This is a genomic window from Oscillospiraceae bacterium MB08-C2-2 (genome assembly GCA_035621215.1).
Taxonomy (GTDB): Bacteria; Bacillota; Clostridia; order Oscillospirales; family Ruminococcaceae; genus WRAV01.
The window spans coordinates 2,356,831-2,373,537 of the sequence record CP141729.1; the positions used below are offsets into that span (position 1 = coordinate 2,356,831).

The 16,707-nt window shown below is 52.4% G+C and carries 14 protein-coding genes and 2 tRNA genes; 15 read left to right on the forward strand and 1 reads right to left on the reverse strand.

Features of this window, described 5'->3' with window-relative positions; translation table 11 throughout:
• Nucleotides 1–118 precede the first annotated feature (118 nt).
• The 15 genes from rnpA (at nt 119) to U6B65_10605 (ending at nt 15,025) form a co-directional block, all read left to right on the forward strand.
• Nucleotides 119–484: a ribonuclease P protein component gene (gene rnpA, locus U6B65_10535; GenBank protein WRS26769.1), complete on the forward strand. Its 366-nt coding sequence runs from the start codon at nt 119–121 to the stop codon at nt 482–484.
• A gap of 8 nt (nt 485–492) precedes the next feature.
• Nucleotides 493–744, forward strand: a complete 252-nt coding sequence (gene yidD / locus U6B65_10540; GenBank protein WRS26770.1) for a membrane protein insertion efficiency factor YidD — start codon at nt 493–495, stop codon at nt 742–744.
• Nucleotides 741–1,823, forward strand: coding sequence for a YidC/Oxa1 family membrane protein insertase (locus U6B65_10545; GenBank protein WRS26771.1), 1,083 nt, complete (start codon nt 741–743; stop codon nt 1,821–1,823). Before yidD ends, U6B65_10545 begins: the two co-directional genes overlap by 4 nt.
• Before the next feature lie 45 nt (nt 1,824–1,868).
• Entirely contained in the window at nt 1,869–3,011 is a 1,143-nt protein-coding gene (gene jag, locus U6B65_10550; protein WRS26772.1) for an RNA-binding cell elongation regulator Jag/EloR, read from the forward strand.
• Between the two features lie 218 nt (nt 3,012–3,229).
• The gene (gene mnmE / locus U6B65_10555) at nt 3,230–4,597 is read left to right on the forward strand and encodes a tRNA uridine-5-carboxymethylaminomethyl(34) synthesis GTPase MnmE (protein ID WRS26773.1); all 1,368 of its coding nucleotides are present in this window, start codon (nt 3,230–3,232) and stop codon (nt 4,595–4,597) included.
• A 36-nt stretch (nt 4,598–4,633) separates the two neighbouring features.
• Entirely contained in the window at nt 4,634–6,520 is a 1,887-nt protein-coding gene (mnmG, locus tag U6B65_10560) for a tRNA uridine-5-carboxymethylaminomethyl(34) synthesis enzyme MnmG (GenBank protein WRS26774.1), read from the forward strand.
• The gene (gene rsmG, locus U6B65_10565) at nt 6,513–7,223 is read left to right on the forward strand and encodes a 16S rRNA (guanine(527)-N(7))-methyltransferase RsmG (GenBank protein WRS26775.1); all 711 of its coding nucleotides are present in this window, start codon (nt 6,513–6,515) and stop codon (nt 7,221–7,223) included. The genes mnmG and rsmG overlap by 8 nt, the downstream gene beginning before the upstream one ends.
• A gap of 121 nt (nt 7,224–7,344) precedes the next feature.
• Nucleotides 7,345–8,199 carry a ParB/RepB/Spo0J family partition protein gene (locus U6B65_10570; GenBank protein ID WRS26776.1) on the forward strand — a complete coding sequence of 285 codons (855 nt, stop codon included), beginning with the start codon at nt 7,345–7,347 and terminating at the stop codon, nt 8,197–8,199.
• A 371-nt stretch (nt 8,200–8,570) separates the two neighbouring features.
• Nucleotides 8,571–9,335: a ParA family protein gene (locus U6B65_10575; protein ID WRS26777.1), complete on the forward strand. Its 765-nt coding sequence runs from the start codon at nt 8,571–8,573 to the stop codon at nt 9,333–9,335.
• Nucleotides 9,336–9,350: 15 nt separating this feature from the next.
• The gene (locus U6B65_10580) at nt 9,351–10,295 is read left to right on the forward strand and encodes a ParB/RepB/Spo0J family partition protein (GenBank protein WRS26778.1); all 945 of its coding nucleotides are present in this window, start codon (nt 9,351–9,353) and stop codon (nt 10,293–10,295) included.
• A gap of 75 nt (nt 10,296–10,370) precedes the next feature.
• A complete protein-coding gene (gene serS, locus U6B65_10585) occupies nt 10,371–11,651 on the forward strand; it encodes a serine--tRNA ligase (protein WRS26779.1) in 1,281 nt (426 codons plus the stop codon).
• Nucleotides 11,652–11,716: 65 nt separating this feature from the next.
• Entirely contained in the window at nt 11,717–12,427 is a 711-nt protein-coding gene (locus tag U6B65_10590) for an acyl-ACP thioesterase domain-containing protein (GenBank protein ID WRS28941.1), read from the forward strand.
• A 754-nt stretch (nt 12,428–13,181) separates the two neighbouring features.
• Entirely contained in the window at nt 13,182–14,657 is a 1,476-nt protein-coding gene (gene guaB, locus U6B65_10595) for an IMP dehydrogenase (GenBank protein ID WRS26780.1), read from the forward strand.
• A gap of 168 nt (nt 14,658–14,825) precedes the next feature.
• Nucleotides 14,826–14,902: transfer RNA gene (locus U6B65_10600), tRNA-Met, on the forward strand.
• A 48-nt stretch (nt 14,903–14,950) separates the two neighbouring features.
• Nucleotides 14,951–15,025, forward strand: a tRNA-Glu gene (locus U6B65_10605).
• 279 nt (nt 15,026–15,304) lie between these two features.
• Here the strand turns inward: U6B65_10605 and U6B65_10610 are convergent.
• The gene (locus U6B65_10610; GenBank protein ID WRS26781.1) at nt 15,305–16,666 is read right to left on the reverse strand and encodes a DUF1015 domain-containing protein; all 1,362 of its coding nucleotides are present in this window, start codon (nt 16,664–16,666) and stop codon (nt 15,305–15,307) included.
• Nucleotides 16,667–16,707 lie beyond the last annotated feature (41 nt).

Here is a 16,707-nt window from a genome sequence, read left to right on the forward strand (position 1 = left end):
GAAGTTGGCAGTTTCTTTGCCGGGTGCATCCGGCCGGGAAGAACCATTAAGAAGCATTGCTTCTTAAAAGATGAGGCCATGTTTTGTCTGCATTCTCGAAAGGTTGTCTTTGATTTCTATGATTAACACCATTTCCCTGACCGAGAACCGGGATTTCAAGAGGGCATACTCCAAAGGCAAAACTGCTGTTCATCCCCTTATGGCAGTTTATGTCGTCAAAAACCGAAAGCCCCTGAACCGTCTCGGGATTACCACCAGCAAGAAAATCGGGAGCGCTGTGGAGCGCAACCGGGCTCGCCGGATTATCAGGGAAGCCTTCCGTCAGGTGGAAAGCCAACTGCCAACCGGCTTAGATATTGTTGTGGTGGCACGGCGCAAAACTGTTTTTGCCAAAACAGCCGGTGTAACGGGCGGGCTGCTGGCCTCCTGCAAAAAGCTCGGTCTTTTAGATGGGGGAAGGAAAGCGCCTTCCGAACCGCTATGAAAAAATGTATGCTTCTTTTGCTTCGGGGATATAAGCGATGGATTTCTCCACTGCTTCCGCCGAGCTGTCGATTTCACCCCACCTGTTCAGTTTACGCCTATGAGGCCATCGAGCGTTTTGGCGTATCTCGGGGTGGGTTTCTTGCCATAAAGCGGCTGCTTCGGTGCAATCCCTGGTTTCCCGGGGGGTGTGACCCTGTTCCCACCCAGTGGGAGCAAAGGCGCCGCTCTCAAAAATCCGCAGCGGAGGATACAAAATGAAATTTATCAATTCTCTGTTGGGTTACCCTTTGGGCTGGATTATGTGGCTTTGCTACAAAATCACCTCCAATTATGGAGTAGCCCTTTTTATCTTTACTCTGGTAACCCGCATATTTATGGTGCCCACTGCCATTAAGCAGCAGAAAACCTCGGCCAAAATGGCTATGCTGCGCCCGAAAATGACTGAAATCCAGACCAAATATGCCAATAACAAGGAAAAGCTCAACGAGGAACTGATGAACCTCTATCAGAAAGAGGGATACAGCCCCATGGCTGGATGCCTCCCCATGCTGATTCAGTTCCCTATCCTGTTTGGTCTCATTGATGTTATATATAAACCCATGACTCATATTCTGCGCCTGAGCAGTGAGGTCATTGAGATCGGTGCCAACATTGTCCGGGCAACGGTTGCCGATCCTGCCAAAATCGCAAATCATATTCAGCTGTATGTAATTAATGGGGTGAAGCATGATCCCAGTGTCTACAGCGCTATGGGTGATTCGGCGGTTTCTGCCATTCAGTCCCTTAATTTGAATTCTTTTGGCATTGACCTGACTACACAGCCCACTTGGGATATGTTTAAAACCATTTTTACCGATTTTAACCCTGTACTTCTCATTCCCATCTTCTCAGGGATTACTTCTTTGGTTATGTCCATTATTTCTCTGCGCACCACAGCCGCCACCACCGACCCTGCTGCCGGAGCCAGCATGAAGGGCATGATGCTCACTATGCCCATTATGTCTCTTGTGATTGCATTTCAGGTGCCCGCCGGTGTTGGCCTTTACTGGGCCTATTCCAACTTGATCGGCGCTGTTCAGAGCGTGATCATGAACAAAATCTACAATCCTAGGGAAATGGCTGCAAAGGCACAGGCTGAGTATGAGGCCCAGCAGGAAAAAGAGCGCCAAGAGCGCATTGAGGCTAAAAAGAAAGCAAAAGAGGGCAAGCTGGAGGATCAGACAAAGGCTATGACCCAAAAAGAGCTCAATCGCCGTAAGCTGGCAGAAGCCCGCCAGCGGGATGCAGAGCGCTATGGCGAGGAATACGCCGATGTTACCGACGAAGACCTCAAATAATCCGGCCTTGTCATGGCCCATTGTGAATAAAAAGGAGGCTAAACCTTGCTAAGGGAAATTATAGAAACCGGCAAGACAGTCGACGCTGCTATCGATTCAGCCTGTGAAAAATTGGGATGCCCTCGTGAAGATATTGAATGGGAAATTATCAGTTTGCCCAGAAAAAGCTTTTTAGGTCTTGTGAACACACCGGCTAAGGTTCGTGTCAGTGTTCCGGTTAAGGATGTCCCGGCCCCCAAGCCCAGAGCTGTTCGTGAACCGGCTCGTCAGGCAAGTCGCCCTGCTCCTGCTCCGGCAGCTGCACCGGTTAAGGCACCCGCTGCTCCTAAAAAGGAAGCTGCCCCTGCCCCCGTACAAGCGGAAGCGCCTGTGCAGACAGCGCCGAAAGCCCCCCGCCCTGTTGGCGATAAAGAAAAGCTGGCCACTGAGTATGTTTCGGATATGATCCGTGCGTTGGGTGTGGAGGCCGAGGTTACCACCGAGCTCCACGAGGAGGATATGGTGGTGAACGTAGCCGGAAACGGCTTAGGTGTTATGATTGGCCGCCGGGGTGAAACCTTGGATGCCATTCAGTATTTGGCAGGTCTTGTGGTTAATCGTTTGGAGGGTGATTATCTCCGGGTGACCATTGATTGCGGCAATTACCGCAACAAACGGCGGACAACTCTGGAAGCGCTGGCTAAGAAAATCGGCGCTCAGGTTGCCAAAACCGGCAAAAGCGTGACCTTGGAGCCTATGAATCCTTTCGAACGCCGTGTGATTCACGCCACTGTTTCAGAGATTCAAGGCGCTTCTTCCACTTCCATTGGTGAAGGTGCAGGGCGCCGTGTGGTTATTTCTTCCAGCGATGCACCAGCCCCGGCTCCTCATTCCTCCGGCGAGCGCCGTGAGCATAAGAGCGAGCCTCGGGATCGGGACCGCAGAAGAAGCCGCCGCGGCGGACCAAGCGTTCCCCGTCGGGATTATCTGGATATTAAGGATGGCGGTTTCCGCACCACCGGGTCTTCTGAAAAAGAAAATCGGCCTTTCCGTAAACCCGATCCAGAGCCGCCTGTTCGGCAGGAAGAAAAAACTTCCGCAGAAGGATTTGTTCCCAACCGGCCAGTTGCTGAAAAAGCTCCGGCTAAAACACAGCCTAAGATCGAGCTGGAAACAGCCCCTCTTTACGGCAAAATTGATCTGGAATAACCTTGACCACAGGATTTTCACAGCAATGTGGGAATCCTGTTTTTTCTCGTACTTTCTTTTTGAAAAAAAGAAGGTACGCAAAGAAAAACCACTTTGAGCATGGGGCAGCAAAAATTCTTGCCTTTGTACCCGATGGCTATCCTTCTATATTGTTTTTCTAAAAAATAGGTGATGTGCAAAATAAGCGACAAAGCCCCCTTGGAAAGGAGATGCAACCCATGGAAAACTCAACAATCGCCGCCATTTCCACCCCCTTTGGGCAGGGCGGAATCGGAATCGTGCGCGTCAGCGGCCCGGATGCTTTTCAGGTGGCTGAGGCGGTCTTTCGCCCCTTTGGCGGAAAATCTGCTGAGGAAATGGAAGGCTATACCGCCGCTTTGGGCCGGGTGTTTGATGAACAGGGGGATTTGGACGATTGTATCCTCACTGTTTTCCGGGCACCACGAAGCTATACCGGTGAGAATGTGGCGGAGCTGAGCTGCCATGGTGGCTCCTATAACCTCCAGCGGGTGCTGCGCCTGTGCTTGGAAAAGGGAGCGGCTCCTGCACAGCCGGGGGAGTTTACCCGCCGGGCTTTTTTAAACGGCAAGCTGGATTTGACACAGGCCGAAGCCGTGATGGATGTGATTGCTGCCCAGTCGGATGCGGCTCTGCGGGGGGCGCTTTCCATGCGGGATGGCGCTTTGACCAAAGCCATACAGGCTCTTTGCGGGGAGCTGCTGGAGCAGGCTTCTCATCTGGCGGCATGGGCTGATTACCCGGAAGAAGAAATTGAAGAGGTGGAAACACAGGCGCTCTCAGTTGCTCTTTCCACCACTCAGAAAAAAATAGATCGGCTTCTTGCAAGCTTTGATAAGGGAAAGATTTTGAGAGAGGGAATTTCTGCTGTCTTGGCAGGAAAACCCAATGTGGGAAAATCCACTCTGATGAATTTACTAGCCGGTGCGCGCCGCAGCATTGTAACGGCCATACCCGGTACCACACGGGATGTGGTGGAAGAAACCGTTCGGGTGGGGAAGGTCATCCTGCGCTTAGCGGATACAGCGGGGCTTCGCTCCACCAACGATCCGGTGGAAGCAGTGGGAGTGGAGCTTGCCCGGGATCGCTTGGAGGAAAGCGGCCTGATACTGGCGGTTTTTGATAGCTCGGTTCCTTTGGAACAGGAGGATTTGCTATTGCTGGAGCAGTGCCGTTCCCGGCCTGCTGTGGCGGTGGTTAACAAAAGCGATTTGCCCTCCAAGCTGGAATTGGAAAAGGTGCGGGAGGCCATTCCTTTAACGGTTATGGTGAGCGCCGCTACCGGTACCGGAGCTGCTGCGCTGGAACAGGCCATTGAACGGGCTGTGGGCATAGCCGGGTTGGATGCGGCGGCCCCCATGCTGTTTAGTGAGCGTCAGCGGAGCTGTATCAGCAAAGCACGAGAGCAGCTTGAGCAGGCAACTGAGGCTCTTGCTTTTGGCATGACCTTGGATGCGATCAGCGTTTGCTTGGATTGCGCTTTGGATTCTCTTTTGGTGCTGACCGGCCAAAAAGCCACCGAGCAGGTGGTGGAGCAAGTTTTCGCCCGCTTTTGCGTGGGTAAATAGATCGCAACTTTTAGAAATACAGGGGTGCAAGGATAGATGGAGTATAACGCTGGCAGCTATGATATAGCGGTAATTGGAGCGGGACATGCCGGGGTGGAGGCAGCTTTGGCGGCGGCACGGCTGGGAGCCACAGTGGCTCTCTTTTCCATATCGTTGGATGCGGTATCCAATATGCCCTGCAACCCTTCCATCGGAGGAACCGCCAAGGGGCATTTGGTGCGGGAGATCGATGCTTTGGGCGGTGAAATGGGTAAGGGTGCGGACGAGGTTTTCATTCAGAGCCGTATGCTGAACCGGGGGAAAGGCCCTGCTGTTCACAGCCTGCGGGTACAGGCTGACCGAACCGCCTACCGTCTGCGTATGAAGCGGGTGGTGGAGGAACAGCCTCGCCTTTCTCTCAAGCAGGCTGAGATTGTGGAGCTGCGATTGGATGAGCAGGGGAGAGTCTCTCAGGTGGTGACCCACTTGGGGGCTGTCTACCAAGTTAAGGCCGCTGTGATTGCAGCGGGAACCTTTCTCAACGCCCGGATTTATGTGGGAGATTATTCCTTTGAAAGCGGCCCGGATGGCCTCCACAGTGCCAGGGGACTTTCAGCATCGCTGGAAAATCTTGGAATTCCCCTGCGCCGCTTTAAGACCGGAACCCCCGCCCGGGTACACAAGGATTCCATTGACTTTTCCCAACTGGAAGAGCAGCAGGGGGATGAGCCGGTGGTTCCCTTTTCCTTTGGTACCACAAAGCCTCTTTACAATCAGGCGGTCTGCCATATCGCCTATACCAACGAGGCCACCCATGAGGTGATCAAGGCCAATCTCCACCGTTCGCCGCTCTATGGTGGAAAGATTCACGGCATTGGTGCTCGGTATTGCCCCAGCATCGAGGATAAAGTAGTCCGCTTTGCGGATAAGCCGCGCCATCAGGTTTTTGTGGAGCCTATGGGCCTTGATACCCGGGAGATGTATTTGCAGGGGCTTTCTTCCTCCTTGCCCGAGGATGTACAGATTGCCCTTTACCGCACCATCAAGGGCTTTGAGCACCTTGAAATTACCCGCAATGCCTATGCCATTGAATACGATTGCATTGACCCAACCCTTTTGGCACCTACGCTGGAATTTCTCAGCATTGAGGGGCTGTATGGGGCAGGGCAGTTTAACGGAACCTCCGGTTATGAGGAGGCAGCGGCCCAAGGCTTGATGGCGGGCATCAACGCCGCCTTGAAGGTATTGGGGCGGCCTGCCTTTACGCTGGATCGCTCCACTTCCTATATCGGAACATTGATCGATGATTTGATTACCAAAGGTTGTATGGATCCTTACCGCATGATGACCTCCCGTTCGGAGTTTCGCCTGCTTTTGCGGCAGGATAACGCCGATACCCGCCTAACCCCCTTGGGCCGGGAGCTAGGGCTCATTGATGACATCCGCTGGGAAATGTTTCATGTGAAACAAGCCCACAAGGAACAGGAAATCCGCAGACTGGAACAAACCACCGTTGCCCCCAGCCCGGAGCTGAACAAAATGCTGGAAGAAAGAGAAACCTCCCCTATATCCACTGGGGCAAAGCTGGCGGATTTACTGCGGCGGCCGCAGGTGAGCTATGAGGATTTGGAGCCCTTTGATAGGGAGCGAAAGTCTCTTGCACCGGGTGCCTCCGAGCAGGCAGAGATTGAAATTAAATATGCCGGGTACATCCAAAAGCAGAAGGCGCAGGTGGAGCAGATGCAGCGTCTGGAAAAGGTGCCTCTGCCCATAGGGCTGGATTACAGTCAGGTGGGTGGGATTCGGTTGGAGGCCAGAGAAAAGCTGGGCCGCATTCAGCCAGTCAGCTTGGGGCAAGCATCCCGGATTTCCGGTGTAACACCGGCCGATGTTGCCGTGCTGCACATTTACTTGACCCAACGAAAGGGGGAAGCCCATGCTTGATCGGGAGAAGCTGATTCACTGGGCGGGGGAGCTGGGCATTGAGCTGGCCCCTTCTATGGTGGAGCAAATGGATGAATACGCCTCCTTTCTGGTGGAATACAACCAAAAGGTGAACTTGACCGCTATCACCCAGCCGGTAGAAATTGCAGTCAAGCATTTTCTAGATAGCTTGCTTCTGCTGCGGGCAGGGGAGCTGAAACAGGGTGCTACGCTTTTGGATGTGGGAACCGGCGCAGGCTTTCCGGGGGTACCGCTGAAAATTGCCCGTCCGGATTTGCAGGTAACCCTTATGGATAGCCTGCAAAAGCGCATTGTCTTTTTGGAAGAGCTTTCCAGAAGGCTGGGGCAGGATACCCGCTGTATCCATGGCCGTGGTGAGGAATTGGGCAATAAGCCTGTTTATCGGGAAAGCTTTGATTGGGTAACCGCTCGGGCGGTGGCAGGCTTGCCGGTTCTTTGTGAATATTGCTTGCCTTTTGTCCGAGTAGGGGGAACCTTTGCGGCCCTAAAAGGCCCGGATGCCGCACAAGAGTTGGCCAAGGCAGAAAGGGCAATTGAGTTTTTAGGTGGAAAAGTGCAAAAACTTGTCCCCTTTGATTTGCCTTTGGATAACCACCGTGTGTTGGTGCTCATAAAAAAGATTAGGCAAACACCGCCAAAATACCCCAGAAACGCTGGGAAAATTACAAAAACGCCTCTGTAAAGGGGCGTTTTTTGCTGTGTTACGGCGTTTTCTGCGATGAAAACTTCTGGCATCCTTGGCGTGTCTTTGCTATACTGAGTATGGACAAGCTTCTGATTCGTTTAGGATGGCGGTGAAAAGCATGACTATACCAATGCTCACGAAACGAAACAAAGAGATCAACCGGGTTGTAATGCTGCCCTTGGAAAAGATTGTCTCCAACCGGGCACAGCCACGGAAATATTTTGAACAAGGAGCCATTGAGGAGCTGGCGGCCAGCATACAGAGTAACGGCCTGCTCCAGCCTGTAACAGTGCGAAAAACAGCCAGAGGCGATTATGAGCTGATTGCGGGCGAACGGCGAACACGGGCTTACCGCTTTTTGGGCCGTGAATCTATTCCTGCCATTGTCGAAGAGATGGATGACAGCCGATCAGCGGCTTTAGCGCTGGTAGAAAACCTCCAGCGTATGGATTTGCACTATTTGGAGGAAGCCGCAGGCATTGCGGCCCTTATGGAGCAAGAAGGGCTGACCCAGCAGCAGGTGGCCGCAAAGCTGGGGAAGGCACAATCCACCGTTGCCAACAAGCTGCGCCTGCTCAAGCTGGATAACACCGTTTGCCGCCAACTTTTGGAGGCCAATATGGGGGAGCGCCATGCCAGAGCACTGTTAAAGCTGGAAAACCCCGAGCTTCGGCAAAAGGCCGCCCGCCATATGGCGCGCAATGCGCTAACTGTGGAGCAGTCGGAAAAATACATAGAAGGGCTTATGGCGCAGGCCGCTAAGCCCAAGGGTACCCGGCTGTATATTGTGAAGGATATTCGCCTGTTTCTCAATACCATTGAAAAAGCAGTGGGCATTATGCGGCAGGCCGGTATTTCGGTGGATTCCCAAACCCGGGAGGAGAGCGGTTATCTAGAAATTGTGGTGCGTGTGCCCAGAGGGCAGGCTTATCAGAGGAAGGAGCCTCCCATGCAGCAGCTTTCTATCTTATAATGTATACTGGTGTTTTTCTGCCGCAGGTTGAAGTTATATTTGGCCTGCAGCTGAAATAAAAAGGATTCCTGCTGATTACAAAAAGGGCCGTCCCATTGGGGCGGCCCTTTTTGTGCATTTGGGGGAGGGGGAGAAGACTTTTCCACAACTTTATTGTTCCATGTGGAACAACTTGTCCGCCAAACCCCAGAATAGAGTGGAATTTTATGGCGAATGGTGTTATAATAACCTTATATTTACTACAAGTCTATCCTTTTCTGAACCATACAGGTGCTTTTTTAGAAGCAGAGAGCCAAAACCGCCTTTTGCCGGTCTGTTTTTCCCCCTAAAAGAAGAACCGGCCGAGAATCAGCAACACAAGGAGTGCGTCAATGGGTAAAATCGTAGCAATTGCCAATCAAAAGGGTGGTGTGGGCAAAACCACCACAGCCATCAATTTGGCGGCAGCGCTGGGTGAAATGGGACACACTGTTTTGCTCATTGATATTGATCCCCAAGGCAATGCCACCAGTGGAATGGGGGTAAAAAAGCGGGATATTCTGCAATCCACCTACAATCTGCTGATTGGCGATGCCACGGTGGAGGAAACCTTGGTGCGCACCGAGTTTAAGAATGTGGATTTGCTCCCCTCCAATATCAACTTGGCCGGTGTGGAAATTGAGCTGGTGGAACTGGATCAGCGGGTTTTTCGTCTGCGGCAGGCTATTGCGCCGGTCAAGGAGCAGTATGAATACATTTTCATCGACTGCCCGCCCTCTCTGGGGCTGATCACTCTCAACGCTTTGTGTGCCTCCAGTGGAATATTGGTGCCGATACAGTGCGAATACTATGCGCTGGAGGGGCTTTCTCAGCTGATGGCCACCGTCCGTCAGGTGCGGCGGATGTACAACGAGGATTTGGAGCTGGAAGGCGTTATCCTGACTATGTTTGATAGCCGCCTGAATCTGACCCTTCAGGTTGTGGCAGAGGTTAAGAAATATTTTCCGGGTAAGGTCTATAAATCGGTAATTCCCCGGAATGTGCGTCTGGCGGAGGCTCCCAGCTATGGCCAGCCGATTTTGTATTATGAGCGGAGCTCTAAGGGGACACAGGCCTACAATGATTTAGCGGCCGAATTTCTGACCAATCAAAAATAAAGGGGAGGGAGCTCCATGAAAAAACGAAGTGGCTTAGGCAAGGGTTTAGATGCCCTTTTTGTTGACAACAATACAGATAATGGCTCTATCACCACGCTGCGTGTATCCGAAATCGAGCCCAATAAGGATCAGCCCCGGCGCCAGTTTGATTCAGAGGCACTGCGGGAATTGGCCGATTCCATCCGGGATCACGGTGTTTTGCAGCCGCTGGTGGTTCGATCTTATAATGGAGCTTACCAAATTGTGGCAGGCGAGCGCCGGTGGCGGGCCGCCCGTATGGCGGGGCTTTCTCAGGTGCCGGTGGTAATCCGGGACTTGAGCGATACCGAAACCCTTGAAATTGCCATTATTGAGAACCTCCAGCGTGAGGATTTGAACTTGGTGGAGCTTGCCAAGGGCTATAAAGTACTGATGGATGAGCACGGCTATACTCAAGAGCAGGTGGCTGCACGGGTGGGGAAATCCCGGCCGGTGGTAGCCAACACAGTGCGTATCCTGAGCCTGCCGGAGGATGTTTTGGAGCATGTGGGCTCCGGGAAAATCTCCATGGGTCATGCAAAGGCCTTGTTGGCCTTGGAGGATACACAGCTGATCAAGCAGACGGCCTCCCGTGTGGTGGAGGATGGCCTGCTGGTGCGGGAGATTGAAAAGCTGGCCAAATCTCGCCGGATGCCGGAGCCAACCATTACCCCGAAGGCGCCCTCAGAGCCTTCTTCCCAAAAAGAAAGTGCATGGGGCAACAATTATTATAAAGAAGTGGAGCTGGCTCTCACTGAGGAGCTGGGCCGCAAGGTAACCATCACCGGTCAGGGAAGCAAATCGGTGATACAGGTGGAGTTTTATTCCAACGAGGAGTTGGCCAGTTTCGCTTTTCGCCTGAGCGGCGCTCAAGGGCAGAAGAATCCCTTTGCCGTCGAGGCCATCAAGGCTTCTGACCAAGAACCGTCTCAAGAAGACTAAGCCTCGCCCATTAATAAATGTGAAAACCAAAGGCTTTTTACCCTTTGGCTGCAAATAGAAAGGAAATGAGATCACATGCTGGATATTAAACGCATTCGTACCAACCCGCAGGAGGTTAAGGAGGCCGTTGGGCGCCGTGGAGCCGATGTCAGCGCTCAGGTTGATGAAATTATTGAGATTGATCGCCAGCGGCGTGAAATTTCTGCCAAGGCAGATGCCATCAAGGCGGAGCAGAATAAGGCCAGCAAAGAAATCCCCGCCATGAAAAAGGCAGGTCAGGATACCACAGAGCTGATGGCACGTATGAAAGAGCTTTCCGATGAGGTTAAGGTTCTGGATGAAGCACAGGCCGGGCTTTCCGCCAAGCAGGATGATATTCTTTACAGCATTCCCAATGCACCCCATTCCAGTGTACCCGATGGCTTGGATGACAGCCAGAACGTAGAGGTACGCCGGGTTGGAACCCCACGGGAATTTGATTTTGAAATTAAGGCGCACTGGGATATTGGTGCTGACCTGAATATATTGGACCCGGAGACAGCGGGGAAGGTGACCGGTGCCCGCTTCCATTTTTACCGGGGTCTGGGCGCCCGCTTGGAGCGTGCGGTCATCAATTTTTATCTGAACAGCCACAGCGACAATGGCTATACCGAGATTTTCCCGCCCTTTATGGCAAACCGTGCCTCTATGACCGGTACCGGCCAGCTCCCTAAATTCGGCGATGATATGTTCAAGCTGGAAGGGCTGGATTATTACCTGATTCCCACAGCGGAGGTTCCGGTTACCAACATGCACCGGGATGAGATTCTGGATGGAACAAAGCTGCCCATTAAATACTGTGCCTATTCCGCCTGCTTCCGCAAAGAGGGAGGAAGCGCCGGTCGGGATACCCGTGGCCTGATCCGCCAGCATCAGTTCAACAAGGTGGAGCTGGTGAAGTTTGCTTCCCCTGAGGATTCCTACAACCAGCTGGAGCAGCTGACTGCCGATGCAGAGGCCGTTCTCACTGCTTTGGGCCTGCCTTTCCGTACAGTGGCCCTCTGCGCTGGCGATCTGGGCTTTTCCTCCGCCAAAACCTACGACATCGAGGTCTGGATGCCCTCCTACGGCCGGTATCTGGAAATTTCCAGCTGCTCCAACTTTGAGGATTTCCAAGCCCGCCGGGCGGCCATCCGCTTTAAGAACACCCCCAAGGATAAGGCACAGCTTGTGCATACTCTCAATGGTTCCGGTGTGGCTGTTGGCCGTACTGTGGCCGCTATTCTTGAAAACTACCAGAACGACGATGGTTCTGTCACCATTCCCAAGGCATTGGTACCCTATATGGGAACCGAAGTGATTTCGGCCGCCCGGTAATAAAGGGCTGGCCTGCATTTTTAGAAAGGGGGAGAAAACCTCTGTTTTACACCAAGGATATTCAAATCAAATACCCGGAATGCGATGTCAATAACCAGCTTAAGCTTTCCGGGGTGATGCGGTATATGCAGCAGGCCGCAGGGGATCATATGGAATATCTCCAGCTCCCTTATGACATGCTTTATGAAAAGGGTATGGTTTTTCTTCTGACTAAGCTTTGCCTGAAAATTCACCGGATGCCCTCGGCTTATGAAACAATCCGGGTGGGAACGGCCCCGGTCAGCACACAGGGCCCCCGCATTTTCCGTGAGTTTGTTATGGAAACAGGGGAAGGGGAGCGGCTGATTTCCGGGCTTTCCGCTTGGGTGCTGTTTGATCCCGCCCGCCGCAAGCTTCTGCGCCCGGCCAAATTCCCTTATCCCATGCCCTTTGAGCCTTCTTCCCTGGAAGGGGCAGTCACCGATATCGAACTGCCCTCTCGGGAAGCGCTGACACAGGAGTTTTGCTCTAGTATTCGGGTAGGCTATTCCCATCTGGATTGCAACCAGCATGTGAACAACTGCGTTTATGGCGATTTTGTCTGCGATATGCTCCCCTTTGAGGAGCTGCGCACCCGTGGGCTGGATACCGTTGCCATCCATTTCCAGCATGAGGCCCGGTGGGGGGATACCATCTCCATGACCAGCGGCCCACTGGGGGAGGGGCGTTATCTTGTTTCCGGGGGCCATGAGCGGGGAACTTGCTTTGAGGCCCTAGCCTGCCTACTTTCTTTTTAGAAAAAAGAGGCTTCGCCCCTTGCTTCGGGCTTTAGTCAGCGAAAATCCATGCCCTTGTACTCGATGGCAATGCAATTGAGGGAAGCTCTTTTCTTTGAACCCTTTCTTTTGCTAAAAGAAAGGGTGCCCGTGCGGCATGAGCACGACCTAAGCTGAACGAACCGAACACTGTTAAATCTTGGCAGGGGAGGATTCCAAGGGAGGATGCACCTCCCTTGGCGATTCTTTGCAACCTTTCTCATCGTGGAGAAAGGTTGTGCCAGTCTGCGCGGCATGAGCGCAGAGAAGTGGCCTTTTACTTCGGGTTTAGAAAACTAGTGTCCCTGTGTTTTCCACTCGATGGCATAGCTTTCTTTCTCTTATTTGCTGAAAAGGAGAGTCATAAAAGAAAAAAGCATCCTGATCCTCATCTCGAGCGCAGGCTTGCAAGAGCCATGAGGTGTCAATTTGCCATAAGTTTTCACCCATATGTGTGCTCCGGTAGTGGACATTTACGAAGATGCTCAAAAGGCCTAAACAACGGTTGCACAGCGCCGGAGAACATGCTATTATAGGGGTTACCACCAAGCCGACCGTCGGCAGGGGAAGGAATTTCTCTGGCCGGAGTGTTTGTGGAATACCGGATTGATCCTGTGGCCAAGGCCACAGGTTTTCTTTAAACCCTTTTCGTCCTTTCGGGGTATTGAAAGGTCATAGCTAAAGGAAAAACCGCTGTAGGCCACAAGAGCCGCATAAAAAAAGGGAGGAGAAATTTATGCTCAATACCAATTTCAATGAAAAGTTTACCAAAGAGGGCTTAACCTTTGACGATGTCCTGCTGATACCCGCTGAATCGGATATCGTTCCCAGCCAGGTGGATCTAAAAACGATTTTGGTTAAGGACATTACCCTCAATACCCCGCTTATGACAGCGGCTATGGATACTGTCACCGAATCCAAAATGGCCATTGCCATTGCCAGAGAGGGCGGAATCGGTGTTATCCATAAAAATATGTCCATTGAGCGGCAGGCCGATGAGGTGGATAAGGTAAAGCGTTCCGAAAACGGTGTTATCGTAAATCCTTTCTTTTTGTCTCCCGAGCATTTTGTCTACGATGCGGATAAGCTGATGGGGAAATACAAAATTTCCGGCGTGCCGATCTGTGAGCAAGGCAAGCTGGTGGGCATTCTCACCAACCGTGATCTGCGCTTTATGGAGGATTACAACGTCCGCATTAAAGAGGTCATGACCACCGAGAATCTGGTGACCGCTCCGGTTGGCACCAATTTGAAGCAGGCGCAGGAGATTCTGCGCAAGCGCAAAATCGAGAAGCTCCCCATAGTGGATGAAAACGGCTATCTTAAAGGCCTGATCACCATTAAGGATATCGAAAAAGGCGTTCAGTATCCTCTTTCTGCCAGAGACAGCAGCGGCCGCCTTCTCTGCGCCGCCGCCATTGGTGTAACCGCTGATGTTCTGGAGCGTGTGGAAGCCTTGGTTAAGGCGCAGGTGGATGTGCTGGTATTGGATTCCGCTCACGGTCACAGCAAGAACATTATGGATGCTGTGCGCCGGGTAAAAGAAGCGTATCCCGACATTCCTCTCATTGCAGGTAATGTGGCTACAGCCGCCGCAACAGAGGCTCTGATTCTGGCAGGCGCTGACGCCGTTAAGGTGGGTATCGGCCCCGGTTCCATCTGCACCACTCGTGTGGTAGCCGGTATCGGCGTGCCCCAGATCACCGCTGTTTACGATGCGGCCTGCATGGCTGCTAAATACGGCAAGCCGGTCATTGCAGACGGCGGCATCAAGTATTCCGGTGACGTGGTTAAGGCGCTGGCCGCCGGAGCCAATGTGGTTATGCTGGGCTCTGTGCTGGCAGGCTGCGAGGAATCCCCGGGTGAATCCGAGATTTATCAGGGCCGCCGTTTCAAGGTATACCGTGGCATGGGCAGCTTGGCCGCTATGGCGGAGGGCAGCAAGGACCGCTACTTCCAGGAAGACAGCAAAAAGCTGGTACCAGAAGGCGTTGAAGGCCGGGTGCCTTATAAAGGAACGGTTTCGGAGAGTGTATACCAGCTCCTTGGCGGTGTCAAAGCGGGAATGGGCTACTGCGGCAGCAAGACCGTTGAAGAGCTGCAGGAAAAGGCGCAGTTTATTCGCATCACTGGTGCTGGTCTGAAAGAAAGCCACCCCCACGATATCTATATCACAAAAGAGGCTCCCAACTATTCTGTTAACGTGCAGTAAAGAGAAGCCTTATTTCCCTGAAAAGCGTTTCTTTAAGCCGCCAAAAACGGCTTAAAGAAACAGGCGGGGAAAAAACAGAAAAAAGGTTTGGATTCTTCAAAAAAACAGTTGACAAGTCCAAAAATGTGCGGTATAATTAATTTCGCTTGGTGAAAAAAGGCTATTTATGGCGGCATAGCTCAGTTGGCTAGAGCATTCGGTTCATACCCGGAGTGTCGTTGGTTCGAATCCAATTGCCGCTACCATAGTATCCGGCAGGATATTTCTTCTGAGCTGTATCCTGCCTTTCATATGGCCCGTTGGTCAAGCGGTTAAGACACCGCCCTTTCACGGCGGTATCACGAGTTCGATTCTCGTACGGGTCACCAGCAGAAAACGCTCTCACTTTTGTGAGGGCGTCTTTTCTTCGCTTATAAGGATGCAAAATAAACTGTCTTTGGTCACAAAAAGGCCCTCAACCTTTATCACCACCTTCGGACTTCTGGCGGAGATAAAAGTAAAGGGCCTTTTGCTATACAGGGAGCTTGTCATCAAGGAAGAAGTTCCCCAAAGAATAAAAGCGGTTTTTCTTTGCCTACTTTCTTTTTTTCGAAAAAGAAAGTAGGTTTTTCTTTGCCTATTTCCTTTTTTTCGAAAAAGAAAATAGGTTATAAAATCTTGTTCATCAAATGGCCGGTAATCAGCTTGGGATAAAAGTAGGTGGATTTCTGGGGCATCTTCTCACCGGCACCCGCAACCTGTGCAATCTCGGAAACCTTAGTGGGGTTCATGATCACGGCGCAGTTGGCTTCACCGGCATCCACAGCGGCCATAGCTTCTTCGGCATCCCGTGTATAGGAAAGGTTGATCTGGTTGGCCATGTTTTCTTTATCAATGCCCATCAGGCGCTCCAGCACCAGAATGTGCAAAACAGCCACATCCAGCCCCTGATAGCCCTCGGATTTATCGGGCAGGAAGGCCTTCATGGTGGAGGCATCCCGCAGAGCCAGCACAGCGGATTTTCTGCCGCCCAAATATAGTGCGAAGGCAGTTTTGCCCTGTGCTGCAAAAGTGTCCAGAGAGGGCTGTACATCGCCGCTGGTGAGGGTTACATCAAAGTATTCCTCGCAGCTTTTCAGAATCGCTTCTGCATCAAAGCTTTCCAGCCCACGAACAAGGCGGTGGATCGGCATGACCACCAGGCCCGGCTCCTCCATGGCAACCAGTGTCATCATCAGATAGTCACTGCCATGGTTCGGGTCGCCGCCCTGCTCCGCCATATGGTTGCGGTAGTTCAGGCCGGTTTCGTAGCGGTGGTGGCCGTCGGCAATGTAGAGCTTCTTATCGGCAAAGGAGGCGGCCAAATCGGCAATAGCCGCCGGGTCGGTAATTTCCCACACCCGGTGGATGATGCCGTCATCAGTGGTAAAGGTGACAGCAGGATTGCCCGAAGAAAAGGCATCCAACGGGTCGGCAATGCGGCGATCCTCATCAAAATAGAGGGAATAAACCGAGCTAAAATTGCAGCCTGTGGCGCACATCAGGTTGAAGCGGTCGGCCTTGGCCTTGGAAAGAGTCTCCTCGTGGGGGAGGACTACACCCTCAGAAAAGGGAACCAGCTTGACCAAGCAGCAAAGGCCCTTTACGGTTTTGCGCTGGCCCAGTACGGTGAATTCCTCCTGATAGATATACAGGGTAGGGGCGTTATCACAGGCAAGAAGGCCGTTATCCAGCCATTCCTGCAAGGTGCTGCCAGCCTGTGCATAAGGATCAGAGCCCTCCCGGGGCAGCTCCAGCCGGATCAAATTGTGGGGATTGCGGGCAAGATAGCCCTTGCGCTCCTCCTCGCTGATGATGTCATAGGGGGGGCACACAAGCTCGGAAAGCTTGCCTGCCTTGGGGGTGAAGCGCATAGCGCCAAAGGCTTTTATTTCTGCCACGTTGGAAACCTCTCCTTTTATTGGTTTTTCAGGTTCAAACAGATGCACCGGGCCATTTTGCAGGAAGCCCGGCTTTTGCTTTCTTTTCAAGAGTAAGCAACCTGCGGGGAAATGTCAAGCCCCGGGGAAGA